The organism is Halobaculum gomorrense (assembly GCF_900129775.1).
Classification (GTDB): Archaea; Halobacteriota; Halobacteria; order Halobacteriales; family Haloferacaceae; genus Halobaculum; species Halobaculum gomorrense.
On record NZ_FQWV01000001.1, the window covers coordinates 99,909 to 124,531 of the forward strand.

The 24,623-nt window shown below is 70.7% G+C and carries 35 protein-coding genes and 1 pseudogene; 21 read left to right on the forward strand and 15 right to left on the reverse strand.

Annotated elements, in window-relative coordinates; translation table 11 throughout:
- Window positions 1-12 precede the first annotated feature (12 nt).
- Window positions 13-387: a VOC family protein gene (locus BUE16_RS00455; RefSeq protein WP_073306423.1), complete on the forward strand. Its 375-nt coding sequence runs from the start codon at window positions 13-15 to the stop codon at window positions 385-387.
- Window positions 388-463: 76 nt separating this feature from the next.
- Window positions 464-1,234 (forward strand): DUF2103 domain-containing protein, encoded by a 771-nt coding sequence (locus BUE16_RS00460; protein WP_073306425.1) that lies wholly within the window; start codon window positions 464-466, stop codon window positions 1,232-1,234.
- A gap of 3 nt (window positions 1,235-1,237) precedes the next feature.
- Here BUE16_RS00460 and BUE16_RS00465 read toward each other — a convergent pair whose 3' ends face one another.
- Window positions 1,238-1,726: a bacterio-opsin activator domain-containing protein gene (locus BUE16_RS00465; protein WP_073306427.1), complete on the reverse strand. Its 489-nt coding sequence runs from the start codon at window positions 1,724-1,726 to the stop codon at window positions 1,238-1,240.
- A 165-nt stretch (window positions 1,727-1,891) separates the two neighbouring features.
- Here BUE16_RS00465 and BUE16_RS00470 point away from each other — a divergent pair, with 165 nt between their 5' ends.
- The 11 genes from BUE16_RS00470 to BUE16_RS00520 all read left to right on the forward strand — a co-directional run bounded on the left by BUE16_RS00470 (window position 1,892) and on the right by BUE16_RS00520 (window position 8,930).
- Window positions 1,892-2,170, forward strand: coding sequence for an eL43 family ribosomal protein (locus BUE16_RS00470; protein WP_073306429.1), 279 nt, complete (start codon window positions 1,892-1,894; stop codon window positions 2,168-2,170).
- Between the two features lie 20 nt (window positions 2,171-2,190).
- Window positions 2,191-2,325 carry a DNA-directed RNA polymerase subunit P gene (locus tag BUE16_RS00475; RefSeq protein WP_073306431.1) on the forward strand — a complete coding sequence of 45 codons (135 nt, stop codon included), beginning with the start codon at window positions 2,191-2,193 and terminating at the stop codon, window positions 2,323-2,325.
- 15 nt (window positions 2,326-2,340) lie between these two features.
- Complete coding sequence (locus BUE16_RS00480) at window positions 2,341-2,601, forward strand: KEOPS complex subunit Pcc1 (protein WP_073306433.1); 261 nt, start codon at window positions 2,341-2,343, stop codon at window positions 2,599-2,601.
- 107 nt (window positions 2,602-2,708) lie between these two features.
- The gene (locus tag BUE16_RS00485; protein ID WP_073306435.1) at window positions 2,709-3,101 is read left to right on the forward strand and encodes a prefoldin subunit beta; all 393 of its coding nucleotides are present in this window, start codon (window positions 2,709-2,711) and stop codon (window positions 3,099-3,101) included.
- A gap of 3 nt (window positions 3,102-3,104) precedes the next feature.
- Entirely contained in the window at window positions 3,105-3,365 is a 261-nt protein-coding gene (locus BUE16_RS00490) for a DUF3194 domain-containing protein (protein ID WP_073306436.1), read from the forward strand.
- A gap of 79 nt (window positions 3,366-3,444) precedes the next feature.
- A complete protein-coding gene (locus BUE16_RS00495; RefSeq protein WP_073306438.1) occupies window positions 3,445-3,654 on the forward strand; it encodes an HVO_0649 family zinc finger protein in 210 nt (69 codons plus the stop codon).
- A 122-nt stretch (window positions 3,655-3,776) separates the two neighbouring features.
- Window positions 3,777-5,279 (forward strand): sulfatase-like hydrolase/transferase, encoded by a 1,503-nt coding sequence (locus BUE16_RS00500; protein ID WP_143165328.1) that lies wholly within the window; start codon window positions 3,777-3,779, stop codon window positions 5,277-5,279.
- 98 nt (window positions 5,280-5,377) lie between these two features.
- Window positions 5,378-6,163: a nucleotide-binding protein gene (locus BUE16_RS00505; RefSeq protein WP_073306440.1), complete on the forward strand. Its 786-nt coding sequence runs from the start codon at window positions 5,378-5,380 to the stop codon at window positions 6,161-6,163.
- A complete protein-coding gene (locus tag BUE16_RS00510; protein ID WP_073306443.1) occupies window positions 6,160-6,759 on the forward strand; it encodes a hypothetical protein in 600 nt (199 codons plus the stop codon). Before BUE16_RS00505 ends, BUE16_RS00510 begins: the two co-directional genes overlap by 4 nt.
- 120 nt (window positions 6,760-6,879) lie before the next feature.
- Entirely contained in the window at window positions 6,880-8,067 is a 1,188-nt protein-coding gene (locus tag BUE16_RS00515) for an AI-2E family transporter (protein WP_073306445.1), read from the forward strand.
- An 86-nt stretch (window positions 8,068-8,153) separates the two neighbouring features.
- Complete coding sequence (locus tag BUE16_RS00520; RefSeq protein WP_073306447.1) at window positions 8,154-8,930, forward strand: hypothetical protein; 777 nt, start codon at window positions 8,154-8,156, stop codon at window positions 8,928-8,930.
- Window positions 8,931-8,995: 65 nt separating this feature from the next.
- On the opposite strand, the gene BUE16_RS00525 is transcribed toward BUE16_RS00520, so the two are convergent.
- Window positions 8,996-9,271 carry a hypothetical protein gene (locus tag BUE16_RS00525; protein ID WP_073307015.1) on the reverse strand — a complete coding sequence of 92 codons (276 nt, stop codon included), beginning with the start codon at window positions 9,269-9,271 and terminating at the stop codon, window positions 8,996-8,998.
- Window positions 9,272-9,630: 359 nt separating this feature from the next.
- Here BUE16_RS00525 and BUE16_RS00530 point away from each other — a divergent pair, with 359 nt between their 5' ends.
- The 3 genes from BUE16_RS00530 (at window position 9,631) to BUE16_RS00540 (ending at window position 12,445) form a co-directional block, all read left to right on the forward strand.
- Complete coding sequence (locus BUE16_RS00530; RefSeq protein WP_073306449.1) at window positions 9,631-10,953, forward strand: MFS transporter; 1,323 nt, start codon at window positions 9,631-9,633, stop codon at window positions 10,951-10,953.
- Window positions 10,954-11,035: 82 nt separating this feature from the next.
- Window positions 11,036-11,773, forward strand: coding sequence for an SDR family oxidoreductase (locus BUE16_RS00535; protein ID WP_073306451.1), 738 nt, complete (start codon window positions 11,036-11,038; stop codon window positions 11,771-11,773).
- 93 nt (window positions 11,774-11,866) lie between these two features.
- A complete protein-coding gene (locus tag BUE16_RS00540; protein WP_073306453.1) occupies window positions 11,867-12,445 on the forward strand; it encodes a MarR family transcriptional regulator in 579 nt (192 codons plus the stop codon).
- A gap of 42 nt (window positions 12,446-12,487) precedes the next feature.
- Here the strand turns inward: BUE16_RS00540 and BUE16_RS00545 are convergent, their stop codons facing one another.
- Complete coding sequence (locus BUE16_RS00545) at window positions 12,488-12,961, reverse strand: histidine kinase (RefSeq protein WP_073306455.1); 474 nt, start codon at window positions 12,959-12,961, stop codon at window positions 12,488-12,490.
- Between the two features lie 173 nt (window positions 12,962-13,134).
- On the opposite strand from BUE16_RS00545, the gene BUE16_RS00550 reads away from it, so the two are divergent.
- Window positions 13,135-13,320 carry a hypothetical protein gene (locus BUE16_RS00550; protein WP_073306457.1) on the forward strand — a complete coding sequence of 62 codons (186 nt, stop codon included), beginning with the start codon at window positions 13,135-13,137 and terminating at the stop codon, window positions 13,318-13,320.
- Window positions 13,321-13,363: 43 nt separating this feature from the next.
- On the opposite strand, the gene BUE16_RS00555 is transcribed toward BUE16_RS00550, so the two are convergent.
- Entirely contained in the window at window positions 13,364-13,735 is a 372-nt protein-coding gene (locus tag BUE16_RS00555; RefSeq protein WP_073306459.1) for a DoxX family protein, read from the reverse strand.
- Window positions 13,736-13,737: 2 nt separating this feature from the next.
- Window positions 13,738-14,784 (reverse strand): WD40/YVTN/BNR-like repeat-containing protein, encoded by a 1,047-nt coding sequence (locus BUE16_RS00560; RefSeq protein ID WP_073306461.1) that lies wholly within the window; start codon window positions 14,782-14,784, stop codon window positions 13,738-13,740.
- A 204-nt stretch (window positions 14,785-14,988) separates the two neighbouring features.
- On the opposite strand from BUE16_RS00560, the gene BUE16_RS00565 reads away from it, so the two are divergent.
- From BUE16_RS00565 to BUE16_RS00575, 3 genes are read left to right on the forward strand one after another with little or no spacing between them, the layout of a single operon-like run.
- Window positions 14,989-15,987: a TatD family hydrolase gene (locus tag BUE16_RS00565; RefSeq protein WP_073306463.1), complete on the forward strand. Its 999-nt coding sequence runs from the start codon at window positions 14,989-14,991 to the stop codon at window positions 15,985-15,987.
- 58 nt (window positions 15,988-16,045) lie between these two features.
- Window positions 16,046-16,405, forward strand: a complete 360-nt coding sequence (locus tag BUE16_RS00570; protein ID WP_073306466.1) for a helix-turn-helix domain-containing protein — start codon at window positions 16,046-16,048, stop codon at window positions 16,403-16,405.
- Entirely contained in the window at window positions 16,402-16,743 is a 342-nt protein-coding gene (locus BUE16_RS00575) for a PemK-like protein (protein ID WP_073306468.1), read from the forward strand. Before BUE16_RS00570 ends, BUE16_RS00575 begins: the two co-directional genes overlap by 4 nt.
- A gap of 260 nt (window positions 16,744-17,003) precedes the next feature.
- Here the strand turns inward: BUE16_RS00575 and BUE16_RS00580 are convergent, their stop codons facing one another.
- A complete protein-coding gene (locus BUE16_RS00580; RefSeq protein WP_073306470.1) occupies window positions 17,004-17,891 on the reverse strand; it encodes a fumarylacetoacetate hydrolase family protein in 888 nt (295 codons plus the stop codon).
- Window positions 17,892-17,963: 72 nt separating this feature from the next.
- Entirely contained in the window at window positions 17,964-19,319 is a 1,356-nt protein-coding gene (locus BUE16_RS00585) for an amidohydrolase family protein (protein ID WP_073307016.1), read from the reverse strand.
- Window positions 19,320-19,428: 109 nt separating this feature from the next.
- Here BUE16_RS00585 and BUE16_RS00590 point away from each other — a divergent pair, with 109 nt between their 5' ends.
- Entirely contained in the window at window positions 19,429-20,073 is a 645-nt protein-coding gene (locus tag BUE16_RS00590; RefSeq protein WP_073306472.1) for a TetR/AcrR family transcriptional regulator, read from the forward strand.
- Between the two features lie 44 nt (window positions 20,074-20,117).
- Here BUE16_RS00590 and BUE16_RS00595 read toward each other — a convergent pair whose 3' ends face one another.
- The 8 genes and pseudogenes from BUE16_RS00595 to BUE16_RS00630 form a co-directional block, all read right to left on the reverse strand.
- Window positions 20,118-21,134 carry a thiolase family protein gene (locus BUE16_RS00595; protein WP_079991420.1) on the reverse strand — a complete coding sequence of 339 codons (1,017 nt, stop codon included), beginning with the start codon at window positions 21,132-21,134 and terminating at the stop codon, window positions 20,118-20,120.
- A pseudogene (locus BUE16_RS00600) lies at window positions 21,131-21,334 on the reverse strand (CoA transferase); the annotation flags it as partial. The pseudogene BUE16_RS00600 and the gene BUE16_RS00595, both read right to left, overlap by 4 nt.
- A 452-nt stretch (window positions 21,335-21,786) precedes the next feature.
- Window positions 21,787-22,020, reverse strand: coding sequence for a DUF2249 domain-containing protein (locus BUE16_RS00605; protein ID WP_073306474.1), 234 nt, complete (start codon window positions 22,018-22,020; stop codon window positions 21,787-21,789).
- Window positions 22,021-22,088: 68 nt separating this feature from the next.
- Window positions 22,089-22,355, reverse strand: a complete 267-nt coding sequence (locus tag BUE16_RS00610; RefSeq protein WP_079991421.1) for a DUF2249 domain-containing protein — start codon at window positions 22,353-22,355, stop codon at window positions 22,089-22,091.
- A gap of 88 nt (window positions 22,356-22,443) precedes the next feature.
- Window positions 22,444-22,968 carry a DUF7261 family protein gene (locus BUE16_RS00615; protein WP_073306476.1) on the reverse strand — a complete coding sequence of 175 codons (525 nt, stop codon included), beginning with the start codon at window positions 22,966-22,968 and terminating at the stop codon, window positions 22,444-22,446.
- Complete coding sequence (locus BUE16_RS00620; protein ID WP_073306478.1) at window positions 22,965-23,405, reverse strand: DUF7262 family protein; 441 nt, start codon at window positions 23,403-23,405, stop codon at window positions 22,965-22,967. Before BUE16_RS00620 ends, BUE16_RS00615 begins: the two co-directional genes overlap by 4 nt.
- Window positions 23,398-24,096, reverse strand: a complete 699-nt coding sequence (locus BUE16_RS16525) for a DUF7263 family protein (RefSeq protein WP_079991423.1) — start codon at window positions 24,094-24,096, stop codon at window positions 23,398-23,400. The genes BUE16_RS00620 and BUE16_RS16525 overlap by 8 nt, the downstream gene beginning before the upstream one ends.
- A complete protein-coding gene (locus tag BUE16_RS00630; protein ID WP_073306480.1) occupies window positions 24,093-24,521 on the reverse strand; it encodes a DUF7266 family protein in 429 nt (142 codons plus the stop codon). Before BUE16_RS00630 ends, BUE16_RS16525 begins: the two co-directional genes overlap by 4 nt.
- Window positions 24,522-24,623: the final 102 nt, after the last annotated feature.

A 24,623-nucleotide genomic window follows, 5' to 3' on the forward strand; every position in this document is an offset into this window, starting at 1 on the left:
GGAGGACCGGCGATGAACACCACGGCGATCGACCACTTCGTGCTCACCGTCTCGGACGTGAGCGCGAGCTGCGACTTCTACGAGTCGCTGGGCGCGGAGGTCGTGACGTTCGGCGACGACCGGAAGGCCGTCCGGTTCGGCGACCAGAAGATCAACCTCCACCCGACCGACGGCGACGTGACGCCCGTCGCGGCCAAGCCGACGGTCGGCGCCGGCGACTTCTGTCTGTTGACGGAGACGCCGGTCGAGATGGTCGAGGCCGAACTCCGCGAGCACGGGATCGAGATAGTCGAGGGACCGGTCGAGCGCACCGGCGCGGTAGCGCCGATCACGTCGGTGTACGTCCGCGACCCCGACGGGAACCTCGTCGAGATCGCGACGACCTGACCGGTCGCGCAAGCGCGAGCCAGCGAGCGAGGCTCGAACGAACGCGTTTATCCTCGCGCCGTCCCTTCCGACGGTAATGAACTGCCGGCGGTGCGGCTCGTCGCTCCGCAAGCCCGGGGACTACTGTCTCGCCTGCGACACCGCCAACTGCGAGAGCGTCGTGATCGATTTCGGGGCCGAGCGCGCGACGCTGACGATGGTCGGCTTCGAACCCGAGCACCCGCCCGACGACTTCAACCCCGAGTCGCTGGTGCTGGGCGAGACGACGATCACGACGGTCCCCGACGACGGCGAGCGCACCGCGCAGGTCCAACTTCGCAACTTCGCGGGTCGCGTCGCCGACGAGGTCCGTCGCAAGCGCCCCGAGACGGTGTACGCCGCCGGCGAACGCGAGCCGCTGCGGGAGACCCGCGCGCAGTTGCACTACGCGTTCTACCGCGTCCCCGACGACGACCCCGTCGGCGCCGTGCTCGCGCGCCGCGGAGAGCCGGCGCTGGAGGTGGTCGACGCGCCCCCGGAGGCGAAGATCGGCGGCTCGCACTCGACGCTCATCGGCGAGCGGACCGGGATGAAAGCGATCCTGACGGCCGCCGACCATCCACACGTCAAGAAGGTGATCCCCGGCCCCATCGACGCCGGCGGCTCGGGCTCGCGCACGGGGCTGCGGGCGAAGGTGACGCGCGCGGACGAACACGGGAACGTCCGGATGCTCCTGCGCGACGGGTCGAGCGTGCAGGAGAACCGCGTCGTCACGACCGCGGGCGACCGCGAGACCGGCGAGCGCGTGCGCGACGACCTGAACGAGGTGCTCTCGGAGTCGGGGTTCGGCGAAGGCGGGGGTATCTAGCCGTCAGACCGTCCCCTGGTCGCCGGCGAGGCCGTGCTCGTCGGCCTCGGCGTGGGGGTCGGCGCGCTCGTACAGCGCGTGGAGGGTGAACGAGACGTTCCGCTCGCGGCAGCTGTCGCGGTAGGCCGCCAGCGCTGCGCGGTCGGGGAACTGCACGCGGACGTTCCAGCCGGTGTGGTCGCCGCTCGCGGACACCGGACGAGCGCCGGTGTCGGCGAACACGTGGTAGGCGGTTCGCTGGGTCGTCTCGGGCGCGAGGGTAGCCCGGTAGAACCGGAAGTCCGGCCCCTCGCCGAGCACGCGCACGTCCTCGACGGACGCGTCGTTTCCGAGGGCGTCCTCGAAGCGGGTCAGGTCCTCGCCGCGGGCGAAGAACTCGATACGCGTGGTGTCTCCCTCGACCGTTCGCTCCAGGTCGGCCGTCACCTCGGGTGCGGCCGCGAGGGCGTCGCGGAGGACGGGCGTCGACAGCGTGAATTCGGCGATGAGCATTCCGGCGGTCTCCCGTGGCCATACGCGACCACGCACGAAAATAAAGCTGTGCCACGGACCCACGTCGGCGGCTGCGCGGAGGGTCCCCCCCGCGCTGTCGGCCCCTCGACGGCGACGGGTCGAATTCGCGGGGTTTTTGACGCCCAACGGCGAATCAGTCTCCATATGGCTGAACAGCAGAAGGCGCGGACGGTCGGCAGCGCTGGCCGCTTCGGCGCGCGATACGGTCGCGTCGCCCGCAAGCGCGTGTCGGACATCGAGGCAGAAATGGAGAACGCGACCGTCGACGGCGACTCGGTCAAGCGCATCGGCACGGGCGTCTGGGTCAACGAGGAGACCGGCGAGACGTTCACCGGCGGCGCCTACCGGCCGGAGACGCCGGGCGGGCGCTCGGTCCGTCGGAGCATCCGCGCGGCGCTCGAAGACGAGAGCGCCGAGGAGTAACCACCTCGACTCTCACACAGATGAGCTACAAGTGTTCCCGATGTAAGCGCGACGTCGAACTCGACGAGTACGGCGGCGTGCGCTGCCCGTACTGCGGGCACCGCGTGCTCCTCAAGGAGCGCGCCCCCGACGTGAAGGAAGTCAGCGTCAACTGAGCGGGCACCGCACCCGTGTCCGACGACTCCGACCACCGCGCGGTTCTTCGCTTTCCGTTTCCCGACGAGCGACGCGCCCGCGTCGTTCACGAGGCGATCGGGGTCGAGATCGGCGAGATTGTCGACGACCGATCGGCGGCCGAGGCGACTCGCGACGGCGCCGCGGTCGAAGTGACCGTCTGCGCGCGCGACCTCATCGCGCTCCGCGCGGGCGTGAACACCTGGACGCGCCTCGTCGAGACGGCCGAGACGGTGGCGACGACGGCCGAGCGGTAGCGACCACCTCGGTCACGGCCGGGGTCTCGGTCGCTCGCGTTCGCTCACTCCCGTCCGCCGCGCTCCCAATGACCGGGCTTTTCACCCCGAAGCCCAACCTCCCTGGTATGCAGGGTAATCTGCCGCCGGAAGCACAAGAGAAGATCGAGGAACTCCAGGACCTGCAGGAGCAGGCCCAGCAGCTCGCCGAGCAGAAACAGTCCACGCAGACCTCGCTGACCGAGGCGCAGGCCGCGCTGGACGCGATGGACGACATCGACGAGGACTCCACGATGTACCGCGAGGTCGGCGAGATCCTTGTCGAGACCGACTACGCGACCGCCTACGACGACCTCGAGGAGAAAGTCGACACGCTGGAGCTGCGCGCAGAGCGCTTCGACTCCCAGGAGGAGAAGGTCCAGCAGCAGTTCGAGGAGCTGCAAGAGGAGCTCCAGCAGATGCTGCAGGGCGGCGCGGGCGGCGGCCCGGCGGGCATGGGCCCCGGCGCGGGCGGCGCATAAGCCGTGAGCGACGACCGCCCCGAGCCGACCGACGAGGAGGTCGTCGAGACCGCCTCCGAGGCGGCCGAAGGGGTCGTGCTCGCGCGGTACCGGCAATCTGACCTCCGTGACTTCGACGTGACGGTGACGTTCGAGGAGGGCGTCCTCGACGTGGACGTGTACGTCAATCCGCCCGCGGACGCAGCGGCGGACGCCGACGAGGTGGCCGAGGAAGCGGTCAGCGCGGCTCGCGACGCCGTCGACGAACTGTTCGGACTGGCGTAACCCTCGGCCGATCCCGTCTCCGTTCTCTGACAGCAGAGTGATACGAACGGTTAAGCCGTATCGGGTGCTATGTCATGGCATGTCATCCAGGCGTGCCGCCGGCGCGACCGCACTCGACGCGTACCGCGACCGCCTGCGGGAGGAGCCCACCTGTCCCGAGTGCGGCTACACGGACGAGGGCGGCGACTGGCAGACGCGCTACCGCGAGCGGCGCCTCGTCTACCGACACATCTGTCGGCGGTGTGCCGCCGTCGACACGCGCGTGCTCCGGCTCGACGGCGCGGAGTGAGTGCGAACCGACCGCGGGCGGCCCCGAGCAAGCGGGTCGGTCGCTGGGGTCTTCCGGGGCGGTGTATACCGCTCCGTACGGTTCATAGCAACGCTTACCAGCCGCTCCCCCGACTGAGGATCGTGACTTCCGCAGGCGACTCCCGCTCGCGCGGCGTCTTCCTCATCACCGTCGACTCCCTGCGTGCCGACGCCCTCGGTCCGCACACGCCGACGCTGCGCGGCCTCGCTCGCCGCGGAACGACCTTCGAGACCGCCGTCGCCGGCGGCAACTGGACTCCCTTCTCGTTTCCCGACCTCCTGGGCGCCCGGCCCGTCTTCGCCGACGCGTCGACGCCGGGGCCGGCGGCCGACCCGACGCTCGCGGAGGCGCTGTCGGCCGCCGGCGTCCGGACCGCCGGGGTCAACGCCGGAAACGGCTTTCTCACGGAGTACTACGGCTACGACCGCGGTTTCGACGCGTTCGAATCGTTCCTCGACGGCGCCCGAACCCCGATCGGCCGCTTTCTCGCGACCCACCCGACGGTCAACGGTTGGGTGCAGTACCTCGGATGGCCGCTCGGGAGCGCCGCCGCGACGCTCCGCGGGCACCAGCGCCGCCACGCCGTCGACACGTCACACCTCCACGCGCTCGAACGCCGGGCGGTCGACGCCGTCGACGCCGTCGCCGCCGGCGACCCGGACCGGCGGTTCTTCCTGTGGCTCCACTACATGGATACCCACACGCCGTACGTCCCCGCACCGCGCCACGTCCGCGCGGTCACCGACGGCGCGGTCGGCTCCTCGCAGACGCTGCTGGGTCACCTCCGTGCCGGGCTCGGCCAGGGGGTCGACGAGGAGACGCTCCGCACGCTCCGGGCGCTGTACGACGCGGCCGCCCGACAGGTGGACGAGTCGGTCGAGCGCGTGCTCGGCGAGCTCTCGGCGGCCGGACTGCGTGCGGACACCGCCGTGATCCTCGCCGGCGACCACGGCGAGGAGTTCCTCGATCACGGCCACCTCGCGCACTACCCGAAGCTGTACGACGAGCTCGTTCGTGTGCCGCTGGTCGTCGACCTCCCCGGCGCCCCCGCGCGCCGCGAGCCCGCGCCCGTGCCCTTGCGCGACGTTCCGTCGACGGTCTGTGACGCCCTGGGGGTCGAGCCGCCGGCCGCCTTCGCCGGCGAGAGCCTCCTGCCGACGGTGACGACGGCGGTCGCCCCGGACCGCGCTCCGGTCACGTCGCTGGCGCTGCGGGGCGAGTCGGTGACGAGCCAGCCCATCCCCCGGCGCCTCGGCGACGGCGACCCCCTCGTCGCCGCCCGCACCGACCGCTGGACGTACATCCGCGGTCCCGTCGGCGACGGCGACCGTGGCGGTGCAGGCGGCGGGGCCGACAGGGCCGTCGAGGTTCGCGTGTTCGACCGCGAGCGCGACCCCAACGAGCACGAGCTTGTCGATCGCTCGGCGGTCCCGAAGGCGACCCTACGCGACCTCGAACGCGCGGCCGACGACCGGCTCGCGCTCCTCCCCGACACCCGCGCTGTGGACGGGAGCCGCCGTGGCGGCGGCGACCGCGACGGCGCCACGGGCCGGAACCTCCCCGACGAGATCGAGCGGCGCCTCGACGCGCTCGGCTATCGCTGACCGGCGGACGCCGCCGGTCGGCGCTCGACAACCGACGCGCCGTAGTTTTCACCGGCGGCGACCCGAACGTATTTGTAGGAACCCGAGCCAGCGAGAGTATGGTCGAAGCGTTCGCGGTGGCGAGCGGGAAAGGTGGCACCGGCAAGACCACCACCACGCTCGCGCTCGGGATGGCGCTCGCGCAACGGTACGACGTGACCGTCGTCGACGCCGACACGGGCATGGCGAATCTCCTGTTTCACGCCGGTCTCGCGGACGCGCCCGTCACCCTCCAGGACCTGCTCGCGCCCGACGCGCGCGGCCCCGACGGCGCCGCCGTCGACGTTGCTGACGCGACGTACGAGCGCCACGGCATGCGCGTCGTTCCCTGCGGCACCAGCCTCGCGGCGTTCGAGCGCTCGGACCCCTCGCGCCTGCGGGAGGTGGTCGCCGAACTCGCCGCCGACGCCGACGTGCTCCTCCTCGACTCGCCGGCGACGCTCGCCTCGAAGTCCGCCGTCCTCCCGATCGTGCTCGCCGACCGCGTCGTCGTCGTCACCCAGCCCACCATCCCCGCGCTCTCGGACGCGCTGAAGGTGCAGGAGTACGCCGCCTCCTACGGTACGGGGGTCGCGGGCGTCCTGTTCAACAAGGTCCGCGGCGACCTCGGCTCCGTGGGCGACCAGGCCGAGCGCTACTTCGAGGGACCGACGCTCGGGTCGATCCCCGACAGCGACGCCGCCCGCGCGGCCCGCGACGCGGGCGAGCCCCTGCTCGCGCACGCGCCCGACAGCGACGCCGCCGCGGCCTACCGGGCGGCCGCCGCCGGGATCGACCCCAAGCCGAAGGCCGCCGGCGACGTGGCCGACCGGTTCCGGAGCGCGGTCGTCCCCGAGCGGCCATGACCGAGGGACACTCGCCGGCGGCGACCGAGCCCGTCCGCGAGCGGCTCCCCCGCGGCGACCTGGTCGGCGCCGGCGTCGCCACCGACTTCGCCGCCCCGCTGGCGGCGTCGCTCGACGACGAACTCACCGGCTACCTCCGGCTCGAACCCGGGGACGCGCTGCTGGGCGGCGGCGGGAGCGAGGCCGTGATCACGCTCGCCGACGGCGTCCCCGTGCTCACGTACGACGCCGGCGGCGACGCCGACGGTCCGGCCGCGCTGGCGGCGCTGGCGGGTACGACGCCTGTTCGAGTGGAACGCTACCGGCTCCCGACGGAGGCGCTGGCGCCGCTGCACGACGCAGTCGCCGACGGGAGCGACCCGTTCCGCGTCGCCCCCGACGCGCCCGCCCGAGAGCTCGCGGACGACGACGAACTCGCCGATCGGAGCCGCCGGGCCGCGCCGCCGGAGCGACGCGACGCGACGGGCGACCACGACGCGTTGGCGGCGTTTCTCGCCGACGAGGAGCGCGTCGAATCGGTCCGCCGGGAGGCGCGAGCGGAGGCCCGCGCCCGCGCGGACGAGTGGGGACTAACCGACCAACTCGACGGGGACTGATACCGTCGGGCGTCCCCGCGTGAACTCGTTCGCCGCCCCGGGGCGGCGATGTTCGTGAACTGCGCACGCCCGACAGTACGAACCATAGACTACACGTCGGTCGGCGGCGAAGCCGACGGTATGGACCTGCGGACGCCCGAGCGGTCACGCCGGCTGTGGCTCGCGGCCGCCGTCGTCGCGGTCGGGGTGGTGGGTCTGTTCGTCTACTCGTTCGTGGGGACGCTCGTCTTCGGGCTGTTCGTCTACTACGGGGCCCGCCCGATCCGCCGGGCGGTCGAGCGCCGGGTGGACGACCGCTCGGTCGCGGCGACGCTGACGATGCTGGCGCTGGTTCTCCCGCTGCTCGTGCTGGTGGGGTACGCGGGCGTCGTCGCGTTCCGCGAGTTCGCGACGGTCGTGGGGCCGGACGCGGTGCAGGCGGTCCTCTCCCGGCTTCCGGGGGACCCGCGGTCGGTCTCGGCGGTGCTGCGCGACCCCCGGGCGTTCCTGCGGCGACTCGACCGACTGGGGGCGCTGCGCGAGCAGGCGCTTGCCGTCGTCCGCACCGCCGGTGCCGCCGCGGGGGCGGTGCTCCACCTCACCCTGTCGCTGTCGCTGGCGTTCTTCCTTCTGCGCGACGACGAGCGGGTCGCGGCGTGGGCGCGCGGGAACGTCGCCGGCGAGGAGTCCTCGGCGTACGCGCTGGCCCGGGCGGTCGACGCGGACCTCGAACGGGTGTACATCGGCAACGTCGCCACCGTGTTCGGCGTGACCGTCGCGGCGCTGGTCGTCTACAACGGGTACAACGCGCTCGTCGCGCCCGCCGTCGCGCTGCCGGTGCCGACGCTGCTCGCGCTGCTCACGGGGCTGGCGACGTTCGTCCCGATCGTCGTCGGGAAGCTGGTGTACGTCCCGGCGGGCGCGTACCTGCTCCGGGAGGCGGCCGTCTCGGATGCGGGGTTCGCCGCGCCGCTGGCGTTCCTCGTGGTCTCGTTCCTCCTGCTCGACGTGCTCCCGCAGACGGTGGTGCGGCCGCTGCTGTCCGGGCGGACGCTTCACGACGGGCTGATCCTCTTCGCGTACGTCCTCGGGGCGGCGCTGTTCGGCTGGTACGGTCTGTTTTTCGGCCCCCTGCTCGCGGTCGTCGTCGTCCAGGTGGCCGCACACGCGTTCCCCCACGTCATCACGGGCGAACCGGTCGACGCGGGAGGAGCCGATGTCGGCACGGACCCGACGACCGGGGACGGCGAGCGGGCCGCCGGAGACGGATCGGGGGCGGGAGGGGCCGACGCGGAGACGCCGGAGCGGTCGCCCAACGCCGACTCCTGACCGCGCGGCGGATTGTCGGCCGGCGGGCGGGTCGCCACGTGGTCTGTGACCGGGACAGCTACGGTCGGGCGTCACCTCCTCCCGCTGTGACCCTCCTGCGACTGCTGGCCGCCCGCGGGGTGGCGGACTTCGCCGAGTGGTACCGCGCGGGCGCCGAGTACACCGACCGCGTCGCCGACGGGATGGGCTTCGACCGCGGCGGCGCGGACGCGACGGGCGCCGATCCGCTCGCTGACCCGGCGGAGCCGGTCGCCGCGCTGCGCGAGGGGCGAACGGACGTGTCGCCGGCGACCGCGCGGGTCATCGCCGCGACGTACTCGGGGGACGCCGCGTTCTGCCGGCCGTTCCTGCGGTACACGCCGCGGTGGTACCGGCTCGCGCTCGCCGCGCCGGTCGCGCTGGCGGAGCGCCGCCTCCGGCGGGTCGCTGCGCCGTTCCGGGTGCGCGCCGGCGCGCCGTCGGCGGACGGCCCCACGTTCACGCCGCCGTCGGGGCTCGCCGTCGGCGCCGACGCGGTCGCCGCGGTCCGGGACGCGGGCGGGTTCGAGGCGTTCGAGCGCTCGTTCGTGCTCGCGGACGCCGTGTTGCACACGGAGTGGTTCGCCCACGTCGCCGCAGCGGCCGGGATCGCGGTCCCCGGAGACCTGCTCGACCGGACGATCCGCGAGTCGGCGGCGTACTACACCGGCGGTCGCGACGACCTCTCGCCGGCGGTGCGACGGTTTCAGCGGCTGCTGTTCGCCGACGACGCGTGGGTGAGGGACATCGATACGAGCTATCGGTTGAACTCGGTGCTGTTCGGGGTCTGGGAGCGGATCCTTCGCGAGGAGCGCCGTCGGCTCGAACGCGGAAGTCGGCGCTGACCGCGGCCGGGGACCGGAGCGCGCCGCGATCGCCGGTATCGCGCGGTCGGCTGGGCGACGCCCGATCAGCGGTCGGCAGCGCTGTCGCCGACTGCGTCGTCCGCGTCGCTCGCGTCGCTCGCGTGCCCGCGGCCGAGCACCAGCGCGGCCGCGTGGGCGGTGACCAGCCCGGCGAGGAGGAGGGGTCGGGCCGACGCGATGCCGGAGGCGAGCGCCGGGAGGTACGCCAGCGGGAGGAGGGCTGCAAGCCAGAAGGCGACGGTCTCGCCGATGCGGGCGGCCCCGTCGAACGCCGCGCTCGCGGAGGCGGCCGCTCGGTGAGCGAGCCGGGGTGCCGACATATCGTCGGCGTCGGGAACGGGAACGGAGGATGTTCGATCGGTCGTGGACATGGGTCGGGCGTACCTGGTACGTGCAACCGCGACCACCTATACCCGCCAGACCGTTGGCGGCGCTTCGCTCGGTTCACGGGCCGTTCACGACCGTTCGCGGCTCCGACCGGCTGCACCGCCGTGAGTTCACGACGCTTTCTGCGTGGTCGAGACCGTTTATTTCCGCCGCTCCGGTCGTCGATCTGATCGATAACCGGCCGTCGACGGCGCGGCCGCGGTCCGCACGACTCGTGGGGTCGAACCGCACGCTTTCCGGCGATCTCCGCCGCGAGCCGAGGACTTTGGTCGCCGGGAGTGTTTCGGTTCGTATGAACTTCCCCTCCGCACGTCGCCCCCGCATCGATCGCGAGACGGCGCTCGTCGGACTCGCGGCGGTCACGCGAGTCACCGCGGGGGCCCTCCTCGGCACGTCGCTGGCGGTCCACGTCGGACGCACCGGGTCGGCGCTCGAGGTGTCGCTGCTCGCGACCGCGTTCTCGCTCGGCATCATCCTGTTCGCGCCCGTCTGGGGCGCGCTCGCGGATGTGACCGGTCGTCGACGGGCCATCCTCGTCGGCACCGGACTCGGCGCGACACTCGCGCTGACGCCGCTGTTCGTGGTCGACGTCGTCGCGGGCGCCGCCTCGGATGCGCTCCCGATAGCCGTCGACCCTGTGTGGGTCCAAGTGCTCGTGCGGGGGCTGTACGCCGTCTTCATCGCCGGCTTCGGCCCGCTGATGTTGACGGTGGCCTCCGAGCGCGGCGGTCCCGGCGGCCGCGGGAAATCCGTCGGCTCGTACAACGCGTTCACCGCCGCCGGCGCCGGAACGGGACAGTTCGCCGCCGGCCTGGTGCTCGGGGCGCTCGTCCCCGGCGACGTGTACGTCGTCGTCGCGGCCGTCTCGCTGGTCGCGACCGTCGCCGTCGCGCTCGTCGATCCCGGCGACGCGACGCCCGACCCCGACGCGGAGTCGCTCCCACGGGAGGTCCACTCGCGACTGTTGCCCGCGGCGGGCGAACGCGGCCACCTCTCGACGAACGGGCTCGGCTGGCTCTACCTCGGCTTATCGGCCCGCCAGGCGACGGTGTCCGGCGTCGGCGCGCTCATGCCCGTCTACATCGTGACGACGCTCGGGCTCCCCGAGGCGTGGATGGGCGCGGTGCTGGCGTTCAACCCCGTCTCCCAGACCGCGCTGATGTACTACCTCGGGGGCGTCGTCGACGAGCGCGGCCGGAAGCCGATGATCACGCTGGGAATGGCCGGCTCGGCCGCCTTCGGCCTCGTCGCCGCCGCAGCGGTGTTCGCTCCCGGCGGGATCGCTGCGGCGGCGGTCGTCGCGCTCGGCTACGTCACGCTCGCGGTGGCGTTCTCCGCGATGTGGACCGGCTCGGTCGCGTTCGTCGGCGACGTGGCGCCCGAGAACCGCGAGTCGGAGCTGATGGGGTTGGCGTCGACCGCGCGGTCGGTCGGCGGCGTCGTCGGCCCGCTGGGGGTGGGCGCGGTCGCCACCGTCGCGGGCTACCCGACGGCCTTTGCGGCGGCGTCGGTGCTCGCGCTGGCGGCGGCGGCGGTCGTCTCGCTCCGGGTCGCCGAGAGCCGTCCGGCTGTCACCGGCGCGGGTGGACCGACCGGGGTCCCCGCGGACGACTGACGTGACCGTCGGGAGGAACCCTCGGCCCACGCGTCCGCGCGCCGCCGACCCACTTTTGCCCTCCGGGGTCGACCGCCCGTTTATGCGAGACATCGACGGCGACGCGGTCGCGATCACGGGCGCGAGTTCGGGCATCGGCGCGGCGACGGCGCGGACGCTCGCGGCGGCGGGCGTCGACCTCGCGCTGGGCGCCAGACGCGAGGACAAACTGGCCGACCTCGCGGCCGACCTGGAGGCCGAACACGGCGTGACCGTCGAGGCGACCGCCGTCGACGTGACCGAGCGCGAGCGGGTCGAGGCGTTCATCGAGGGCGCCGCCGAGGCGCTCGACGGGCTCGACGGCGTGGTCGCCAACGCGGGCGTCGGCCTCGACGGCGATCTCGACTCGATGTCGATCGACGACTACCGGACGATGATGGCCGTCAACGTCGACGGCGCCTTCCACACGGCGCGGGCGGCGCTCCCCCACCTCCGCGAGTCCGACGGGACGCTGGTGTTCGTCGCCAGCTTCGCCAGCGAGTACCCCCGTCCCGGCAACCCGGTGTACGCCGCGAGCAAGTGGTGGGTGCGCGGCTTCGCCCACAGCCTGGAGGGGAGCGTCGGCCCCGACGGCGTCGCCGTCAGCGTGATCAACCCCACCGAGGTGCGCACCGAGTTCGCCAGCGAGCAGGGGGCCTCGTTCGAGGAGCAGTTCGACTCCGCGGACGTGACGGACCCGGACGCCATCGCCGACGGGATCCGCTTTTGTCTCTCGCAGGCGGGCACCGACACCGTGAGCGAGTTGGATCTGTACCGCCGGGACAAGTTCGCCGGGTGGTAAACGCCGAGTCGTCACCGCCGGACGGTCGTCGGCTGGGCAGTCGAGACGGCCATCCGCGGGCGTTTCTTATTTAGGATATACGAGGGTACACGCATGAGCCACCGCGACGATGACACCCGGTTGTTCGAGTGTGACGACTGCGGGGCGCTGAGCGTCGGCTCCGGCGGAATCTCCTGCTGCGGGTCGGCGATGGCGCAGATCGACTCCGCCGGCGACGCCGGCTCCGGACGCGATCCCGCCGACGACCGCGACTCCGCCGCGGCGGAGCCGATTCCAGAGCCAGCCCTCGACGACCTCCTGCGCGTCGTGTTCGGCATGTCGCCGGCGGAGCTTGATGTCTGTCTGTGCGTGATGGAGGGAGGCACGCTTACGGTCGCGGAGCTGACCGACCGAGTCGACTACGACCGCAGCGTCGTCGCCCGGCATCTCAACCACCTCGCGAGCCTCGGCGTCGTGAAGAAACGTCGGCAGATCCTCGACCGCGGCGGCGACGTGTACGCCTACTCGCCGGAGCCGCCCGAGGCAGTCCGTCGTCGCTTCCACGAGGTGTTCCTCTCGTGGGCGGCGACGGCGACGGACAAGATCGACGAACTCAGCCGCGAGAAGGTGGAGGGGATCGCCGACGCAGACGCGGGATCGGCGACGCAGTGGACCGTGTTCAGAGAGCCGTAACGCGTTTGCCGCGGCTGGTCGGTGTGGGCTCGGCGTCCGCGCTCACAGCCGGCCGACCGTCGCGGCGTAGACTCCGCCGAGGCCGAGTCCGTACACCGCGTGCCACAGCAGCGACGGGGGCGCGAAGTTCGGAAGCGGCGGGTTCGCGGGCGAGCCGACAGCGCCGAGCCACACCGGCATCACCAGCGCCGCGAGCACCGCCCAGGTCACGACGCCCCAACCGAGACCGAGCCCGACGATCCGCGCGTCCGAGTCGACTCCGAGCGCAGCCACGATCCCCGCGAACACCACGCCGAGAACCGCACCGTGGGAGACGTGGACGACGAGCCCGACCCCCGGCGCCGGCGGCGGAGCCAGTCCGTACAGCGAGGGGATCGCGACCGCGAGCGTCGCCGCGTTCATCGCGAGCACCAGCGCGCCCATCGCGAGCCCCCCGACGATGCCACCGAGCGCGCCTGCCCGCCAGTTACCCGGAACCGATTCGGTCGAATGGTCTGCCGCTGTCGTCGTTGACATGCGAACGCTCGGTTCGCCGGCCCCGGGTATGACGGTCCGTCGGTTGTTCGGGGCACGCCCGAGACAGCGAAGCAATTATGTGGACTTCTCACTCGCCGGGAACTCCCCCCGACGACCGCGCCGACGGCGATAGCGTCCGATTACTTATTGTGTCGTGTTACCAAGCGTCACATATGGCGCTCGAATGTGCGATCTGGCGGGCCTGCACCGGAGGCGACGCCGTCGTCCGCGGGAGCGACGCGTCGCCGCCGCGGTCGTTCCGGAATCGACCGATCTGTCGGGCGTGTCTCGACGCGCTCGACGCCGACCCGACGGTCGATCTGGAGATCGCCGAACGGTTCTCGACGCAGGCGGCGTGAGTCGTTCGGACGGGTGGTCGGGGCAACTCGGGTAGTGGGCCCCTCAGGCGTCCGCGGCGTCGAGCAGCATCACCGCACACCCCATCAGCGCGACATTCTTCAGGAAGTTGATCTTGTTACCCTGTCGCTTGCCGCCCTCCTGGTTCCAGAAGTCGTGGATCACGGGGGTCGTGCTCGCGAAGAACACGAGCACTGCGCCTGCGGCGAGCCGCGGGAACCGCCACAGGAGGATCCCGACATTCGCGACCAACAGCATCCCGGTCGCGAACGGGACCATCACGTCCGGCACGGGGACATCCTTCTCCTCGGCGATCCCCACGCGTTTCTCGTTGTTCCGGAAGCCGTCGATCGCCATGTACGCGAGGATGCCGGCGTACATGAGCCGGCCGAGCCGGGAGGGCGCGTCGCTCTTCATCGTCAGATCGCCTCGATCCGGCTCACGTTCGTCGGCACGCGCCCGACGGTGTGGTACTTGCCGTCGTCGCCGCGGCGGATGATCCGCCCCTCCACGTCGTTGCGGGCGTCGGGCACGTCAAACAGCCCCGACCCGCACAGCACGTCGCCGTCGTGGACGGTCCACGTCTCGATCACCTCGTGGGGCTCGCCGGGGTACGACACGCGCTCGAAGTCGCGCCCGAAGTTGGTCGACTCGAACAGTGCGGTCTCGTGCTCGTCGTTCACCCACGCGGGCGGTGCCTCCTCGCCGCCGCAGAAGAACACCGAACCGTCGTGGACGAACACCTGCCGGATGTACGAGAAGTCGTTGCCGCGGTCGACCCGCGTCCACGAGTCGCCGGCGTCGGTCGTCCGCCACAGCCCGCCCTCGCCGACCGCGTGGCCGAGCCCGAGGTTCTCCAAGTTGTGATCCAGATAGCCGGTCGTCGCGAGCCACACGTCCTCGGAGACTGGGAGGACCTGGTGGATGTCGTCGACGATGGTGTCGCGGCGGTCGCGCCACGTCCGCCCGCCGTCGTCGCTCAGGTGGATCCCGCCGGCTTCCACGCCCGCGATGAGGGAGTCGGGGCGCCCCGGCACGGCCTCGAGGGCGCGCAGGCGGGCGTAGTGGGGGTCGATCGGCGACTCCCAGTGACCGCGCGAGGGGAGGTTGCGAAAGCCCTTCAGCTCCGACCACGTCTCGCCCTCGTCGACCGAGCGGAACACGTACGGGTCGTTGGTGCCGGCGTACCACGCGCCGTCGCGGGTCGCGAGGATCGACCACACCTCGCTTTGCCCGGCGTGCCAGAAGCGGTCGCCCAGCGGGACGCCCAGGTCGGTCCACGTGTCGCCGCCGTCGGTCGAGCGGAACGCACCCTCCGAGGAGGCGACGAACACGCCTTCGGCGTGGTCGAACGTGCGGACCGCCGTGACGACGCCACAGTCAAGCACCTGTTCGGGATCGCCTCGCTCGAACGGAACGTCGTCGACGCGGTACAGCCCCGCGTCGGTCCCGATCAACAGTGACATACCGAGTGCCAGCGCACCCCAGATAATAAATATTTACCAAACTGTAAACCACTACGTGCCGCCACAATCATCGCCGGAGTATCGACGGTTTCGACACGCCGGCGGAGACGACCGGGCATCGACCCACGCACCGACGCACCCTGCCTGACAGCCCGTGACGACACCGACGCACCGACCTCCATCGACTCCCGACAGCCTGTTCCCATGACCGACTACCCCACCGCCCGCCCGACGGACGCGACGTACCTGAACGAGGACCTCGATCTCCCGACGGAGCTGCTGAACACCCCGTGGATCGACGGCCACAACCACGCGCACACCCTCTCGTACGAGGACCGCGAGCGGTACGCCCTCTCGGGCTGTGCCGGAATGGTGATGGTCTCCTCGGGCTACCACTGGACGCCGTATAAGCCGGTGCGTGCGTCGGACATCCGGTACCTCTGGGACGACGCCATCAACCGCCGCGCGGCCATCGAGCGCAACCACTTCTTCGAGGCGAAACTCGGCCTCGGCATCCACACCGGCGTCCGCATCGAGGACCCCGACGCGGTGCTCGCGGCGATGGACGAGTACTGCGAACTCGACGAGGTCACCGTCGTCGGCGAGACCGGCGTCACGCCGAGCCAGCACGTCGAAGCGTGGGACCTCGACGAACAGCGCGCCGTCGTCGAAGCGCAGATGGCCATCGCCGACGACCACGACCTCCCGGTGATCCTCCACACGCCGAACACGTCGCCGCCGGCGAAGCGTTCGTACCGACCCGAACTCGGGACGCCGGGCTATGAGAAGAATCCCGGCCTCGGCACGGACCCAGTCATCAACGGCGACAACCCGGCGCTGGAGGCGGTGAAGATCGACGTGACGGCGGCCCACGACGCCGGCCTGCCGGAGGAGCGGGTGATCGCGTCCCACGCCGACGAGAACAACACGGCGTACCTGATGGCGGAGACCGACTGCTACCTCAGCTACACCATCGGCCACTCGTGGCTCGTCGGCGTCGACGCCGCGACCGTCGCCGACGCCATCGACGAGTACGGCCCCGAGCGGATCATGATCGACACCGACTGCGCGAACGTCCTCCGAACCGACCCGTACGCGATCAAGCGGGCGATGTTCGAGTTGTATCGCTACGGCATCGACATCGACGACATCCGAAGGGTCGTGTGGGAGAATCCGCGGCGGGTGCTCGGGTTCGACGAGTAGTCGGGAGAACGATCCAACAAACCAAACAGCTATTTTCCAACAGTACCAACAACGAGGTATGTCGAGCGGCACCATCGATATCGACGAGTTCGAGAACGCCGACCACGACGACTTCGATGACCGGACCGACACCGAACGCATCGTCCTGTTCCTCGATGAGCACGACGACCGGGCGTGGAAGGCGGCGACGATCGCGGCGGAACTGGAACTGGATCCCGACGCCGTGAGCGCGATCCTCTCTCGACTCAAGGAACGCGGCCTCGTCCGACACAAGCGGCCGTACTGGGCGATCACGGACGACGCGGAGCGGCTTCGGAACGCCTACCGGCTCCACCGGCACCACGAGACTGCGGACGAACAGTACGGCGAGGAGCGTCTCGACGACCTCCAGACCGACGACATGGAGCGGGTGCAGTGACCGCGTTCGACGAACTGGAACGCGGCGATGTCGTCTGGGCCACCGATCCGCTCTCGGACAAGGGCCGCCCGATGCTCGTTCTCGGAGGACCAAAATTCCCCACTCACGGGATCCAGCTGATCACCGCTTTGATTACTACGAGGACCTACCACGAGGAGTCACTCACGCTTCGAGACACCGACTACGAGGGCGACCCACTTGGGAAACCGAGCCACGTCCTCCCGTGGTCGCTCGCGACGCTCAACAGCCCTGACGAGGTAGAATTTCATCTGACTTCTCTCGTCGACGATCGAGTTGCGGACGTGGCAGCGAAATCGATCGGCTACATCTCCTCGTGACCGATCCGGAAGACGAACCTACGTTCAATACAGGTCGTTCACCCACCGCGAGCGAGCGCAGCGAGCGAGCGGGCCAAGGAACCCTCGAAGCGCGGCTTCGCCGCGCTGAGTGGGTGACACAGTGCTTTTGATCCACATTTTGCAAGCGAGGAGCCGGAGGCTCCGAGCGCAGCAAAAGGTGGGTGGGCAGCACCTTCCCATCGCCTGTTTCACCGACGAGAGGTCGAACGAACCAGGACGGAACGGACTGCGGTCCCCGCTTACCGATACTCGCAGTCGTTCGTCAACTCACCCAGTCCCTCGACGCCGATAGTGACGGTGTCGCCCTCAGCCAGCAACACCGGCGGCTCGCGGTAGACGCCGACGCCCGGCGGCGTCCCGGTGAAGATGAGGTCGCCCGGCTTCAGCGTGAACGCCTGGCTGCAGAAGGAGACCAACTCGTCGACGCCGAAGATGAGTTGGTCGGTCGAGGAGTCCTGCAGGCGCTCGCCGTTGACCTCGGCGTAGATCGCGAGGTCGTGCGGGTCGTCGACCTCGTCGGCCGTGACCAGCTCCGGTCCGGTCGGGGCGAACCCGTCGAGGCTCTTCCCGCGGACCCACTGGCCGTCGCCGTGCTGGAGGTCGCGGGCGGACACGTCGTTGCCGACGAGGTAGCCGGCGACGTGGTCCATCGCCTCGTCCTCGCTTACTCGGCGGGCCTCCTCGCCGATCACGACGACGAGCTCGGCCTCGTAGTCGACCTTCTCGGTGAGGTCGGGGTCCCAGCCGATCGCGTCGTCGGGCCCGGCGACGGTCGTCGGGAACTTCGAGAACAACACCGGCGTCTCGGGGAGGTCGTAGCCCCCCTCCTCGGCGTGGTCGCGGTAGTTCAGCCCGACGCAGACCACCTTCTCGGGGTCGCTCACGGGCGCGTGCCTGTCCACCTCGCTCGCGTCGTACAGGCCGGTTCCGGTCTCCTCGGCGTACTCGACGGCCAGTTCCGCCTTTCGTCGCCACTCCCAGTCAGCGAGGAGGTCGACGGTCGCGCCGGGGATGTCGACGCCCGCGGCCGCGCCGGCTTCGGGGAGGCGAACGATCGTGTCGTCGTCGCGGACGGCGCCGGTCCACGCGGCGTCGTCCTCGGGTGTGCTATATTGTCCGAATCGCATCTGTGTATCGTGAATGGGTGTCGTGCCGTGGTGTGTTTGCCGTGCCGTGCTTCGGCGTCGCCGCACCGTCCCTCAGAGGTCGATCCCGGCCTCGTCGATGAGCCGGTGTCCGGACTCGACGAACCGGTCGAATTCGGCGTCGACGAGGTCGTTCGTCAGTTCGCCGTTCCGCTTGACGGGCTCGCCGTCGACGAGCACGGTGTCGATGTGGGAGGGATCCGACTGGAAGACGATCGTCTGCACAGCCGAGTGCGACGGCGCAGTCATGAAGTCGCTCGCGTCGAGCACCACCACGTCAGCGCGCTTGCCGGGGGTGAGCGTGCCGATCTCGTCGTCCAGCTCAAGGGCGCGGGCGCCCTCGATCGTCGCCATCTCCAGCGTGTCGCGAGCGGTGATGCCCAGTTCGGTCACTTCCTCGCCGGCCTCGATGATCTCCTGGTTGCGGAACATCCGCTGAACCTGCATCCCGACCCGCATCTGGCTGCTCATGTCGCCGCTGACGTTCGAGCAGACGTCGACGCCCCACGTCGGGCGGCCGCCGGCCTCGAGCACCTTCCCGGTGACTGGAATGCCGTGACCCATCTGCATCTCGACCTCCGGCGTCGAGGAGAAGGAGACGCCCTGCTCGACGGCGTGATCGATGTCTTCCTGTGAGAAGTGGTTCCCGTGGGCGACGTTCACGTCGGGACCGAGCATGTCCTCGTAGGCGCCGAAGCCCTGGTACTCGGGGTTGTACTCCGAAGAGGTCCACTGCGCGGCGCCCATGTGGATGGTCGAGAGCGCGTCCAGCTCCCGCGCCAGCTCCAGGTCGGCGACGGCGGTCTCGTCGGTGCAGAAGTCGGGGCCGCGGAGCCCGATTGCCAGGCTGAGGAGGTCGTCGTCGTCGATCTTCTCGCCGTACAGTTCGCGGATGTTCTCCTCGGGAAGCCCCACGTCGCTGTCGTACCACCACGTCGCCGCGTCGTCGCCCGGCGGGCCGTAAGTGTACACCGCGCGCAGTCCGGCGTCCTGCAGCGCGTCGACGGCGCGCTCGCCGTGTTCGAGCGTGTTGGGGTACGACCAGTCGAGGGCGGTGGTCGTCCCCGTGGCGAGCTTCTCGAAGGCGCCGAACAGGCCGCCGAGGTACATGTCCTCGGGTCGGTAGAGCCCGGTGATGTTGCCGAGCATGTGCTCGAAGTACTCACCCATGAGCGACCAGTCGCCGGCGATGCCCCTGACCTGCGTCTGTGCGAGGTGAATGTGCGAGTCGACGAGTCCGGGGAAGACAATCTTCCCCGACGCGTCGATCTCCTCGGCGTTCGCGTCCGAGAGGTCCTCGCCGACCTCGACGATCTTGCTGTCCTCGATCAGCACGTCGCCGCCGTCGATCTCCCCGATATCGGGATCCAGCGTGACGACCGTCCCATTCTTAATGATCGTTTGTCCCATGTGCATCGGCAACATGGGTGTGTGGGTATGAAAGTATTACCATTTGGTAAACAAAAGCGTCGGCGGTCGAGACAAAGTGCTATATGTGGCTCGGCGCAATCTCCCGGCAATGAGCAAGTCGGAGGAGGGGTCCGTCCCGGCGGACACCCGCGAGGACATCATGGAGGCGACGTTTCGCGCGCTCAGCGAGCACGGCTACTCCGACCTCCGCATGCGCGACATCGGCGAGGAGATGGAGATGACGCGCCAGGTGATCCACTACCACTACGACGGGAAGCAGGACCTCATGTCGAGTTTCCTCGAGTACATCATCGACCAGTACGAGGGCAGCGTCGAGGTCGACGGCGACGCCCCGCCGCGGAAGGAGTTGGAGGTCCGCGTCCACCAGTGCCTGTTCGGCCCCGGGTTCGAGGAGTTCTCCCACTGGGACCGCATGAAAGTATACCACGAGCTGTTCACCCACGCCCAGAACGACGCCGAGCACCGCGCCATCTTCAACGAGCACTACGACCGCATCCGCGGCAGCATCACCGAGGTGATCGAGGACGGCATCGATCGGGGCGTCTTCCGCGACACCGACCCCGAGCGGGCGGGGCAACTGATCACCGACATCATTCACGCCGCCCGCGGCCGGAAGCTCTCGCTGGGCCACGACGACGCCCCCGATCAGGCGTGGCGTTCCATCGACGAGTTCGTCGTCGATTCGCTGCTCGCCGACGGCGTCGAGCCCGGCGCCGACGGGTCCGACGCCTGACCGGCTCCCGACGGCGCGACCCTCCGCACTCCGCACGCTCGCGCTCATCTCTCGTCCTCGTTTTCCCCGTGCTCGACCACGCGCAGCCGCGGCTGTCGCTCCTCGTCGCCGTTGCGGAGCCTGAACGCCCCCGCGAACGCGACCCGGTCGCCGACGGCCGCCTCGCCGTCGACCTGCGCGATCAGGCCGACGCCGTCGAAGTCGGCCAGCGCGAGCGAGTTCGGCGAGCGCACGTCGCCGGGGGCGACGCCAGCGGCGTCGAACAGGCGCTCGCCGGCGACGCGAACGCTGTCGATAGCCAGCGGGTCCGGTCGCTCGGCGACCGGGTGGGTTCCGGTCGCGCTCGCGTGGGCCGCCACTCGGACTGCGTGATCGGTGTCGGCAACGGAATCGGTGCGCGTCACGACGATCGCCGCCGCGCCGTCGCTCATCGGGCAGCAGTCGTACAGCCTGAGCGGCTCGGCGACGACCGGCGAGTCGAGCGCCTCGTCGACGCTCACCTCACGGCGGAACTGCGCGACCTCGTTGGCGACGGCGTTGCGGTGGTTCTTCGCGGCGACGGCCGCCAGCGCCTCCCGCGGGGCGTCGTACCTGTCGAGGTACGCGCCGGCCGCGAGCCCGGCGAACGACGGGAGCGTGAGTCCCTGCGCGTACTCGCGGGAGTGTGTGAGTCGACTGATGGCGTCGGTCACCGCCGAGGTGTCGGCGGCGGACATCCGATCGGCGCCGACGACGAGCGCGACCTCGGAGGCGCCGCTCGCGACCGCCTCGATGCCGCGGTGGACCGCCGTCGCCCCGGTCGCGCTCGTGTTCTCGACGCGGTCGGCGGCGACGCCCTCGATCCTGAGCGCCCCCGCGAGCGCGTTCGCGAGCCCCGACTGCTGGCCGAGCGCCTCTGCCAGCGCGGTGCCCGCGTGTAGCGAGGTTACGTCCGCGCGGTCGAGGCCGGCGTCGTCGAGGCACCGCCAACAGGCCGTCGCCGCCAGGTCGACGAGCGGGCGGTCGTCGGCCGAGGTGAAACGGGTCATGCCGACGCCGGGGAGCGCGACCTCCGTCATCACTCCTCGGCGTCGTCCGCGTCGCCGAAGACCCCCGCGGCCGCCAGCTCGTCGAGTTCCGCCTCCGAGTAGCCCAACTCCGCGAACACCTCGCGGTTGTGCTCGCCCAACAGCGGCGGCGCCCGGTCGGACCCGCTCTCGCCGTTCGCGAACTTGAGCGGGTGCTCGATCACCGGAATATCGCCCAGATCGGGGTGTTCGATCATAGATCGAGGACCTTCACGCCCCCCAGCATCTTCCCCTGCGTCGGTGGTGCGTCGGTGTCGGTGTCTGTGTCGGTGTCAGTGTCTGTGTCGGACATTGTGGTGTTCCGTGCCGCGAGGCGTCCCGCGGCGGCTTCGTCGTCTCTCGTTTGGTTTACCGCTCGGTAAATCTTTCGGCGGCGCCGACCGGTTCCCCGCCATGCTCACCGTTCTCACGCGCACTGTTTCACGTGCCACGCGACCCCAAACACCGCGATGGGACCGGATCGGCGTGCGGGCGGAGCGAAGAGGCCCGATCGCACATCCGCCACCGCGGATCAGGAACCGCGCTGTGGTTGACCTCGGTTCCGGGAGACGTGCTGAACGAGCGGGGGGTACAGACGGATCGGGCGGGTGGCAGGAGCGGCTGAGGAACGGGTGAGCGGAGTCGGCCGGCGGGCGCCCCGGCGACGCTACTCCTTCGGCAGTTCGACGACGAACTCGCCGGGGCCGCGCTGTTCGACCTCGTAGCCGCCGGCGTCGAAGTCGTCGACTTCCGCCTGGAACTCGTAGAACAGCGGTTGCGGGTCGTGGTCGTTGATCAGCTCCAGCGACTCGCCGGCGTCGAGGTCGGCGAACGCGTCGTGGATGGTCGGGTGGCGCTTCGCGGGCGGGACGTCGCGAACGTCGAGTGTCTCTGCTGGCATGCACCCCGTCATGGAGGTCGCAGGCGGGGTAGCCTTCTCCCCGAACACGTTCGTCTGTCCCGCGCCTCTCACCCGTATTCGATGGCGACGCGCCACTCATCGTCGCCCACCCGCGTGGTCCGATACGCGAACCCCCGTCGCTCGAGTTCCCCGTACAGCGGCTCCGGCTCGAAGCTGTTCACGATCACCAGCGTCTCTTCGGGGCCGAGTTCGGCCAGCGCGGTGGTGATGTGGTCGAACGGGGGGTCGTCGACTTCGCGAACATCAAGCAGGCTGGCGTCGTCGCTGTCGATGTCGATACCGGTGTCGGCGTCGTCGGCGTTGACGCGTGCCATACTCGACCCTTCGCCGCGCGGCAGGTTGGTGGTTCGGCCGATGATGTTCGCTCGCCTCGCTGTCCACGTCGTCGCGTCGCCGGCCGCTTCACTTGATCGGTAGTACGACGGTCAACGCGGCGGTCCCGTCCGGTTCGGTCACTCGAATATCCACTCCGACCGCGAGCGGGGTGGTCTCGCCGGCGCGCTCCTGCACGACGACGCCGTCGATCGCCTCGCAGGCGCCGAACGCGCGGTTCGGACCCCGCGGGCAGTTCGTGGTCGCCCACCGCTCGGCGACGGTCGCGTTTCGCGCCACGTCGACGGCCACCGTCTCCGTGAGCCATGCGGACTCGATCTCGCGAACGTCACTCGCGATCGCGGCGTCGAACTCGTCGACGGCCCGCTCGCGCTCACCCCACGGATGGCGGCCGACGGCGGTCGAGGCGTTCGTCGCCGCCCGATCGAGGGCGCGAAGCGCGTCTTCGGCCGGCCGGTCGTGCTCGGCCGTCGCGGCGACGTCAGGATGCGCGCTCAGGGTGAGGTACGCCAGCGCCATCGGCACCAGTGCGGCGGCGGCGACGGCGGCCGCGAGCAGTATCAATTGCCCGCGATCACGGTCCTCGCAGCTCATACGTACCACACCCACAGCACTACCTTGCCGCCGGCGGTCGCGACCGACGCGCGACCGGTCGCGACACCGGTCGGGCGATCGAAGCCGACCGCGCCGTGAGGCGTCTCGATGCGGTACAAGAGATTGTCGCCGAGTATCCGGCGGACGCGGTCGCGCAGCGCGGCGCGCTCGCGGTCGAACGCGGCCGGCGATCGGCTCACTTCCGCGAGCCGCGTGTCGCCGCCGTGTCGCGGCGGTTCCTCGGCGAGCACGGTGACCGCGTCGTCCGCGTACGCGTCCAGTTGCGCCTCCCCGATACTCGGTGCCGGCAGTGCGAGGCCGAACGATGCCGCGACCGCCAGCAGGAACGCGACGCCGACCGCCGCCTCCACAACTGGCAGCGACAGCTGCGCGCGGTCCGCGCGCTCCGGTCGGGTATCGGCGGTTCGATCACGCATCCACGGTCACCTCTAAGATGGCTTTTCTGGTGCGTTCGGGGACGGATGTCACGTCGACGCTGCCGGTCGCGTTCGCATCGAAGGAGATCGTGAGTGTCTCGGCTCTGGAAACGGACACCGTCTCGATGCCGCGGAGCCCGCCCGGACGGTGGAGCACGACTCGCCCGTTCACCCGAACCGTCTCGACATCCGCGTCCACGAACTCGACGCGCACCTGATCGGTTCGCCTCGGTAGCGTTACCGCGTCAGCCGCGTCGACCGTTCGCGTTCGCTCCGCTGCGGCCGACACGAGGACGATCCGCCGGAATGAGACGCCGCCGGTCGGGTCGCCGCGCTCGACGACCGTGGCGCCGCCGACCCGGACGACGAACGCGGTGCCCGCGAGCGGCGGCACGAGATCGACCATCCGCGGGGCGTCGAGCATCTCGAGGGCGCTCTCGTTCACCACGTTTTCTCGGCGGGTCACGGGAGAGTCCGCGGCTGTAAGGCGCTCGGTCGCGACCACCGCGGCGCGGCGCTCGCCCGGGTTCCGGTCGGTGCCCGCGAGCGCCGCGTCGGCGAGGCCCACCGCGACGCCGATCGTCGCCGTGAGGACGATCAGCGCGGCGACGAGCGCCGTGAGGTTCGCTTGGGCGCGATCGACCGATATCGCGGTCGTAGCCACCGGCGGGGAGTCGCTCGCGGCGCTCATCGACTCACCAACTTGATTGCGAGCCGTCCGTTCCCGCCGGTCACGGTGACCGCTGTCTTCGCACCGCTTCGCCACGTTCCGGTGACCGACGCGACGCGGTCGGGGACCGCCAGCCGCAGCGTTCCTCCGATCGACGGATTCGGGTGATCGAGCGTCACCCTCCCGTCGGCGGCGACGACGCGGTAGCCGGCGCCGCGGATCGTCGCCGGGAGGTCGACGCGTCGTTCGATCCGCGCCGCCGTCGCCGGCGGCGGAACCGCCCCCTCGATCTCCGTCGCCACGCCGGCGAGGGTCCGGTCGGCCACGCGATCCCCCGCGGCGTCGCGGTAGTCGGGGACGATGCCCCCGAACAGCGCCGTCGTTAGTCCGCCGACGAACAGCAGCACGAGCCCGATCTCCAGCGTCTTCGAGACGACCGGGGTCACCGCGCGGTCAGGTTGAGGCCGCCGGTCGGGTCGCGGGCGTCGGTCACGCCGAGTGGACCGGTCGCGATGCGGGCGGCGGTTCCGTCCGATGCGCCGCTCGCT

Excerpts from the sequence above, each read along its gene's own strand:
- BUE16_RS00455 (WP_073306423.1), top strand. The coding sequence starts at position 13 with ATGAACACCACGGCGATCGACCACTTCGTGCTCACCGTCTCGGACGTG.
- BUE16_RS00460 (WP_073306425.1), top strand. The coding sequence starts at position 464 with ATGAACTGCCGGCGGTGCGGCTCGTCGCTCCGCAAGCCCGGGGACTAC.
- BUE16_RS00465 (WP_073306427.1), bottom strand. The coding sequence starts at position 1,726 with ATGCTCATCGCCGAATTCACGCTGTCGACGCCCGTCCTCCGCGACGCC.
- BUE16_RS00470 (WP_073306429.1), top strand. The coding sequence starts at position 1,892 with ATGGCTGAACAGCAGAAGGCGCGGACGGTCGGCAGCGCTGGCCGCTTC.
- BUE16_RS00475 (WP_073306431.1), top strand. The coding sequence starts at position 2,191 with ATGAGCTACAAGTGTTCCCGATGTAAGCGCGACGTCGAACTCGACGAG.
- BUE16_RS00485 (WP_073306435.1), top strand. The coding sequence starts at position 2,709 with ATGCAGGGTAATCTGCCGCCGGAAGCACAAGAGAAGATCGAGGAACTC.
- BUE16_RS00495 (WP_073306438.1), top strand. The coding sequence starts at position 3,445 with ATGTCATCCAGGCGTGCCGCCGGCGCGACCGCACTCGACGCGTACCGC.
- BUE16_RS00505 (WP_073306440.1), top strand. The coding sequence starts at position 5,378 with ATGGTCGAAGCGTTCGCGGTGGCGAGCGGGAAAGGTGGCACCGGCAAG.
- BUE16_RS00510 (WP_073306443.1), top strand. The coding sequence starts at position 6,160 with ATGACCGAGGGACACTCGCCGGCGGCGACCGAGCCCGTCCGCGAGCGG.
- BUE16_RS00515 (WP_073306445.1), top strand. The coding sequence starts at position 6,880 with ATGGACCTGCGGACGCCCGAGCGGTCACGCCGGCTGTGGCTCGCGGCC.
- BUE16_RS00525 (WP_073307015.1), bottom strand. The coding sequence starts at position 9,271 with ATGTCGGCACCCCGGCTCGCTCACCGAGCGGCCGCCTCCGCGAGCGCG.
- BUE16_RS00530 (WP_073306449.1), top strand. The coding sequence starts at position 9,631 with ATGAACTTCCCCTCCGCACGTCGCCCCCGCATCGATCGCGAGACGGCG.
- BUE16_RS00535 (WP_073306451.1), top strand. The coding sequence starts at position 11,036 with ATGCGAGACATCGACGGCGACGCGGTCGCGATCACGGGCGCGAGTTCG.
- BUE16_RS00540 (WP_073306453.1), top strand. The coding sequence starts at position 11,867 with ATGAGCCACCGCGACGATGACACCCGGTTGTTCGAGTGTGACGACTGC.
- BUE16_RS00545 (WP_073306455.1), bottom strand. The coding sequence starts at position 12,961 with ATGTCAACGACGACAGCGGCAGACCATTCGACCGAATCGGTTCCGGGT.
- BUE16_RS00550 (WP_073306457.1), top strand. The coding sequence starts at position 13,135 with ATGGCGCTCGAATGTGCGATCTGGCGGGCCTGCACCGGAGGCGACGCC.
- BUE16_RS00555 (WP_073306459.1), bottom strand. The coding sequence starts at position 13,735 with ATGAAGAGCGACGCGCCCTCCCGGCTCGGCCGGCTCATGTACGCCGGC.
- BUE16_RS00560 (WP_073306461.1), bottom strand. The coding sequence starts at position 14,784 with ATGTCACTGTTGATCGGGACCGACGCGGGGCTGTACCGCGTCGACGAC.
- BUE16_RS00565 (WP_073306463.1), top strand. The coding sequence starts at position 14,989 with ATGACCGACTACCCCACCGCCCGCCCGACGGACGCGACGTACCTGAAC.
- BUE16_RS00570 (WP_073306466.1), top strand. The coding sequence starts at position 16,046 with ATGTCGAGCGGCACCATCGATATCGACGAGTTCGAGAACGCCGACCAC.
- BUE16_RS00580 (WP_073306470.1), bottom strand. The coding sequence starts at position 17,891 with ATGCGATTCGGACAATATAGCACACCCGAGGACGACGCCGCGTGGACC.
- BUE16_RS00585 (WP_073307016.1), bottom strand. The coding sequence starts at position 19,319 with ATGGGACAAACGATCATTAAGAATGGGACGGTCGTCACGCTGGATCCC.
- BUE16_RS00590 (WP_073306472.1), top strand. The coding sequence starts at position 19,429 with ATGAGCAAGTCGGAGGAGGGGTCCGTCCCGGCGGACACCCGCGAGGAC.
- BUE16_RS00605 (WP_073306474.1), bottom strand. The coding sequence starts at position 22,020 with ATGCCAGCAGAGACACTCGACGTTCGCGACGTCCCGCCCGCGAAGCGC.
- BUE16_RS00610 (WP_079991421.1), bottom strand. The coding sequence starts at position 22,355 with ATGGCACGCGTCAACGCCGACGACGCCGACACCGGTATCGACATCGAC.
- BUE16_RS00615 (WP_073306476.1), bottom strand. The coding sequence starts at position 22,968 with ATGAGCTGCGAGGACCGTGATCGCGGGCAATTGATACTGCTCGCGGCC.
- BUE16_RS00620 (WP_073306478.1), bottom strand. The coding sequence starts at position 23,405 with ATGCGTGATCGAACCGCCGATACCCGACCGGAGCGCGCGGACCGCGCG.
- BUE16_RS16525 (WP_079991423.1), bottom strand. The coding sequence starts at position 24,096 with ATGAGCGCCGCGAGCGACTCCCCGCCGGTGGCTACGACCGCGATATCG.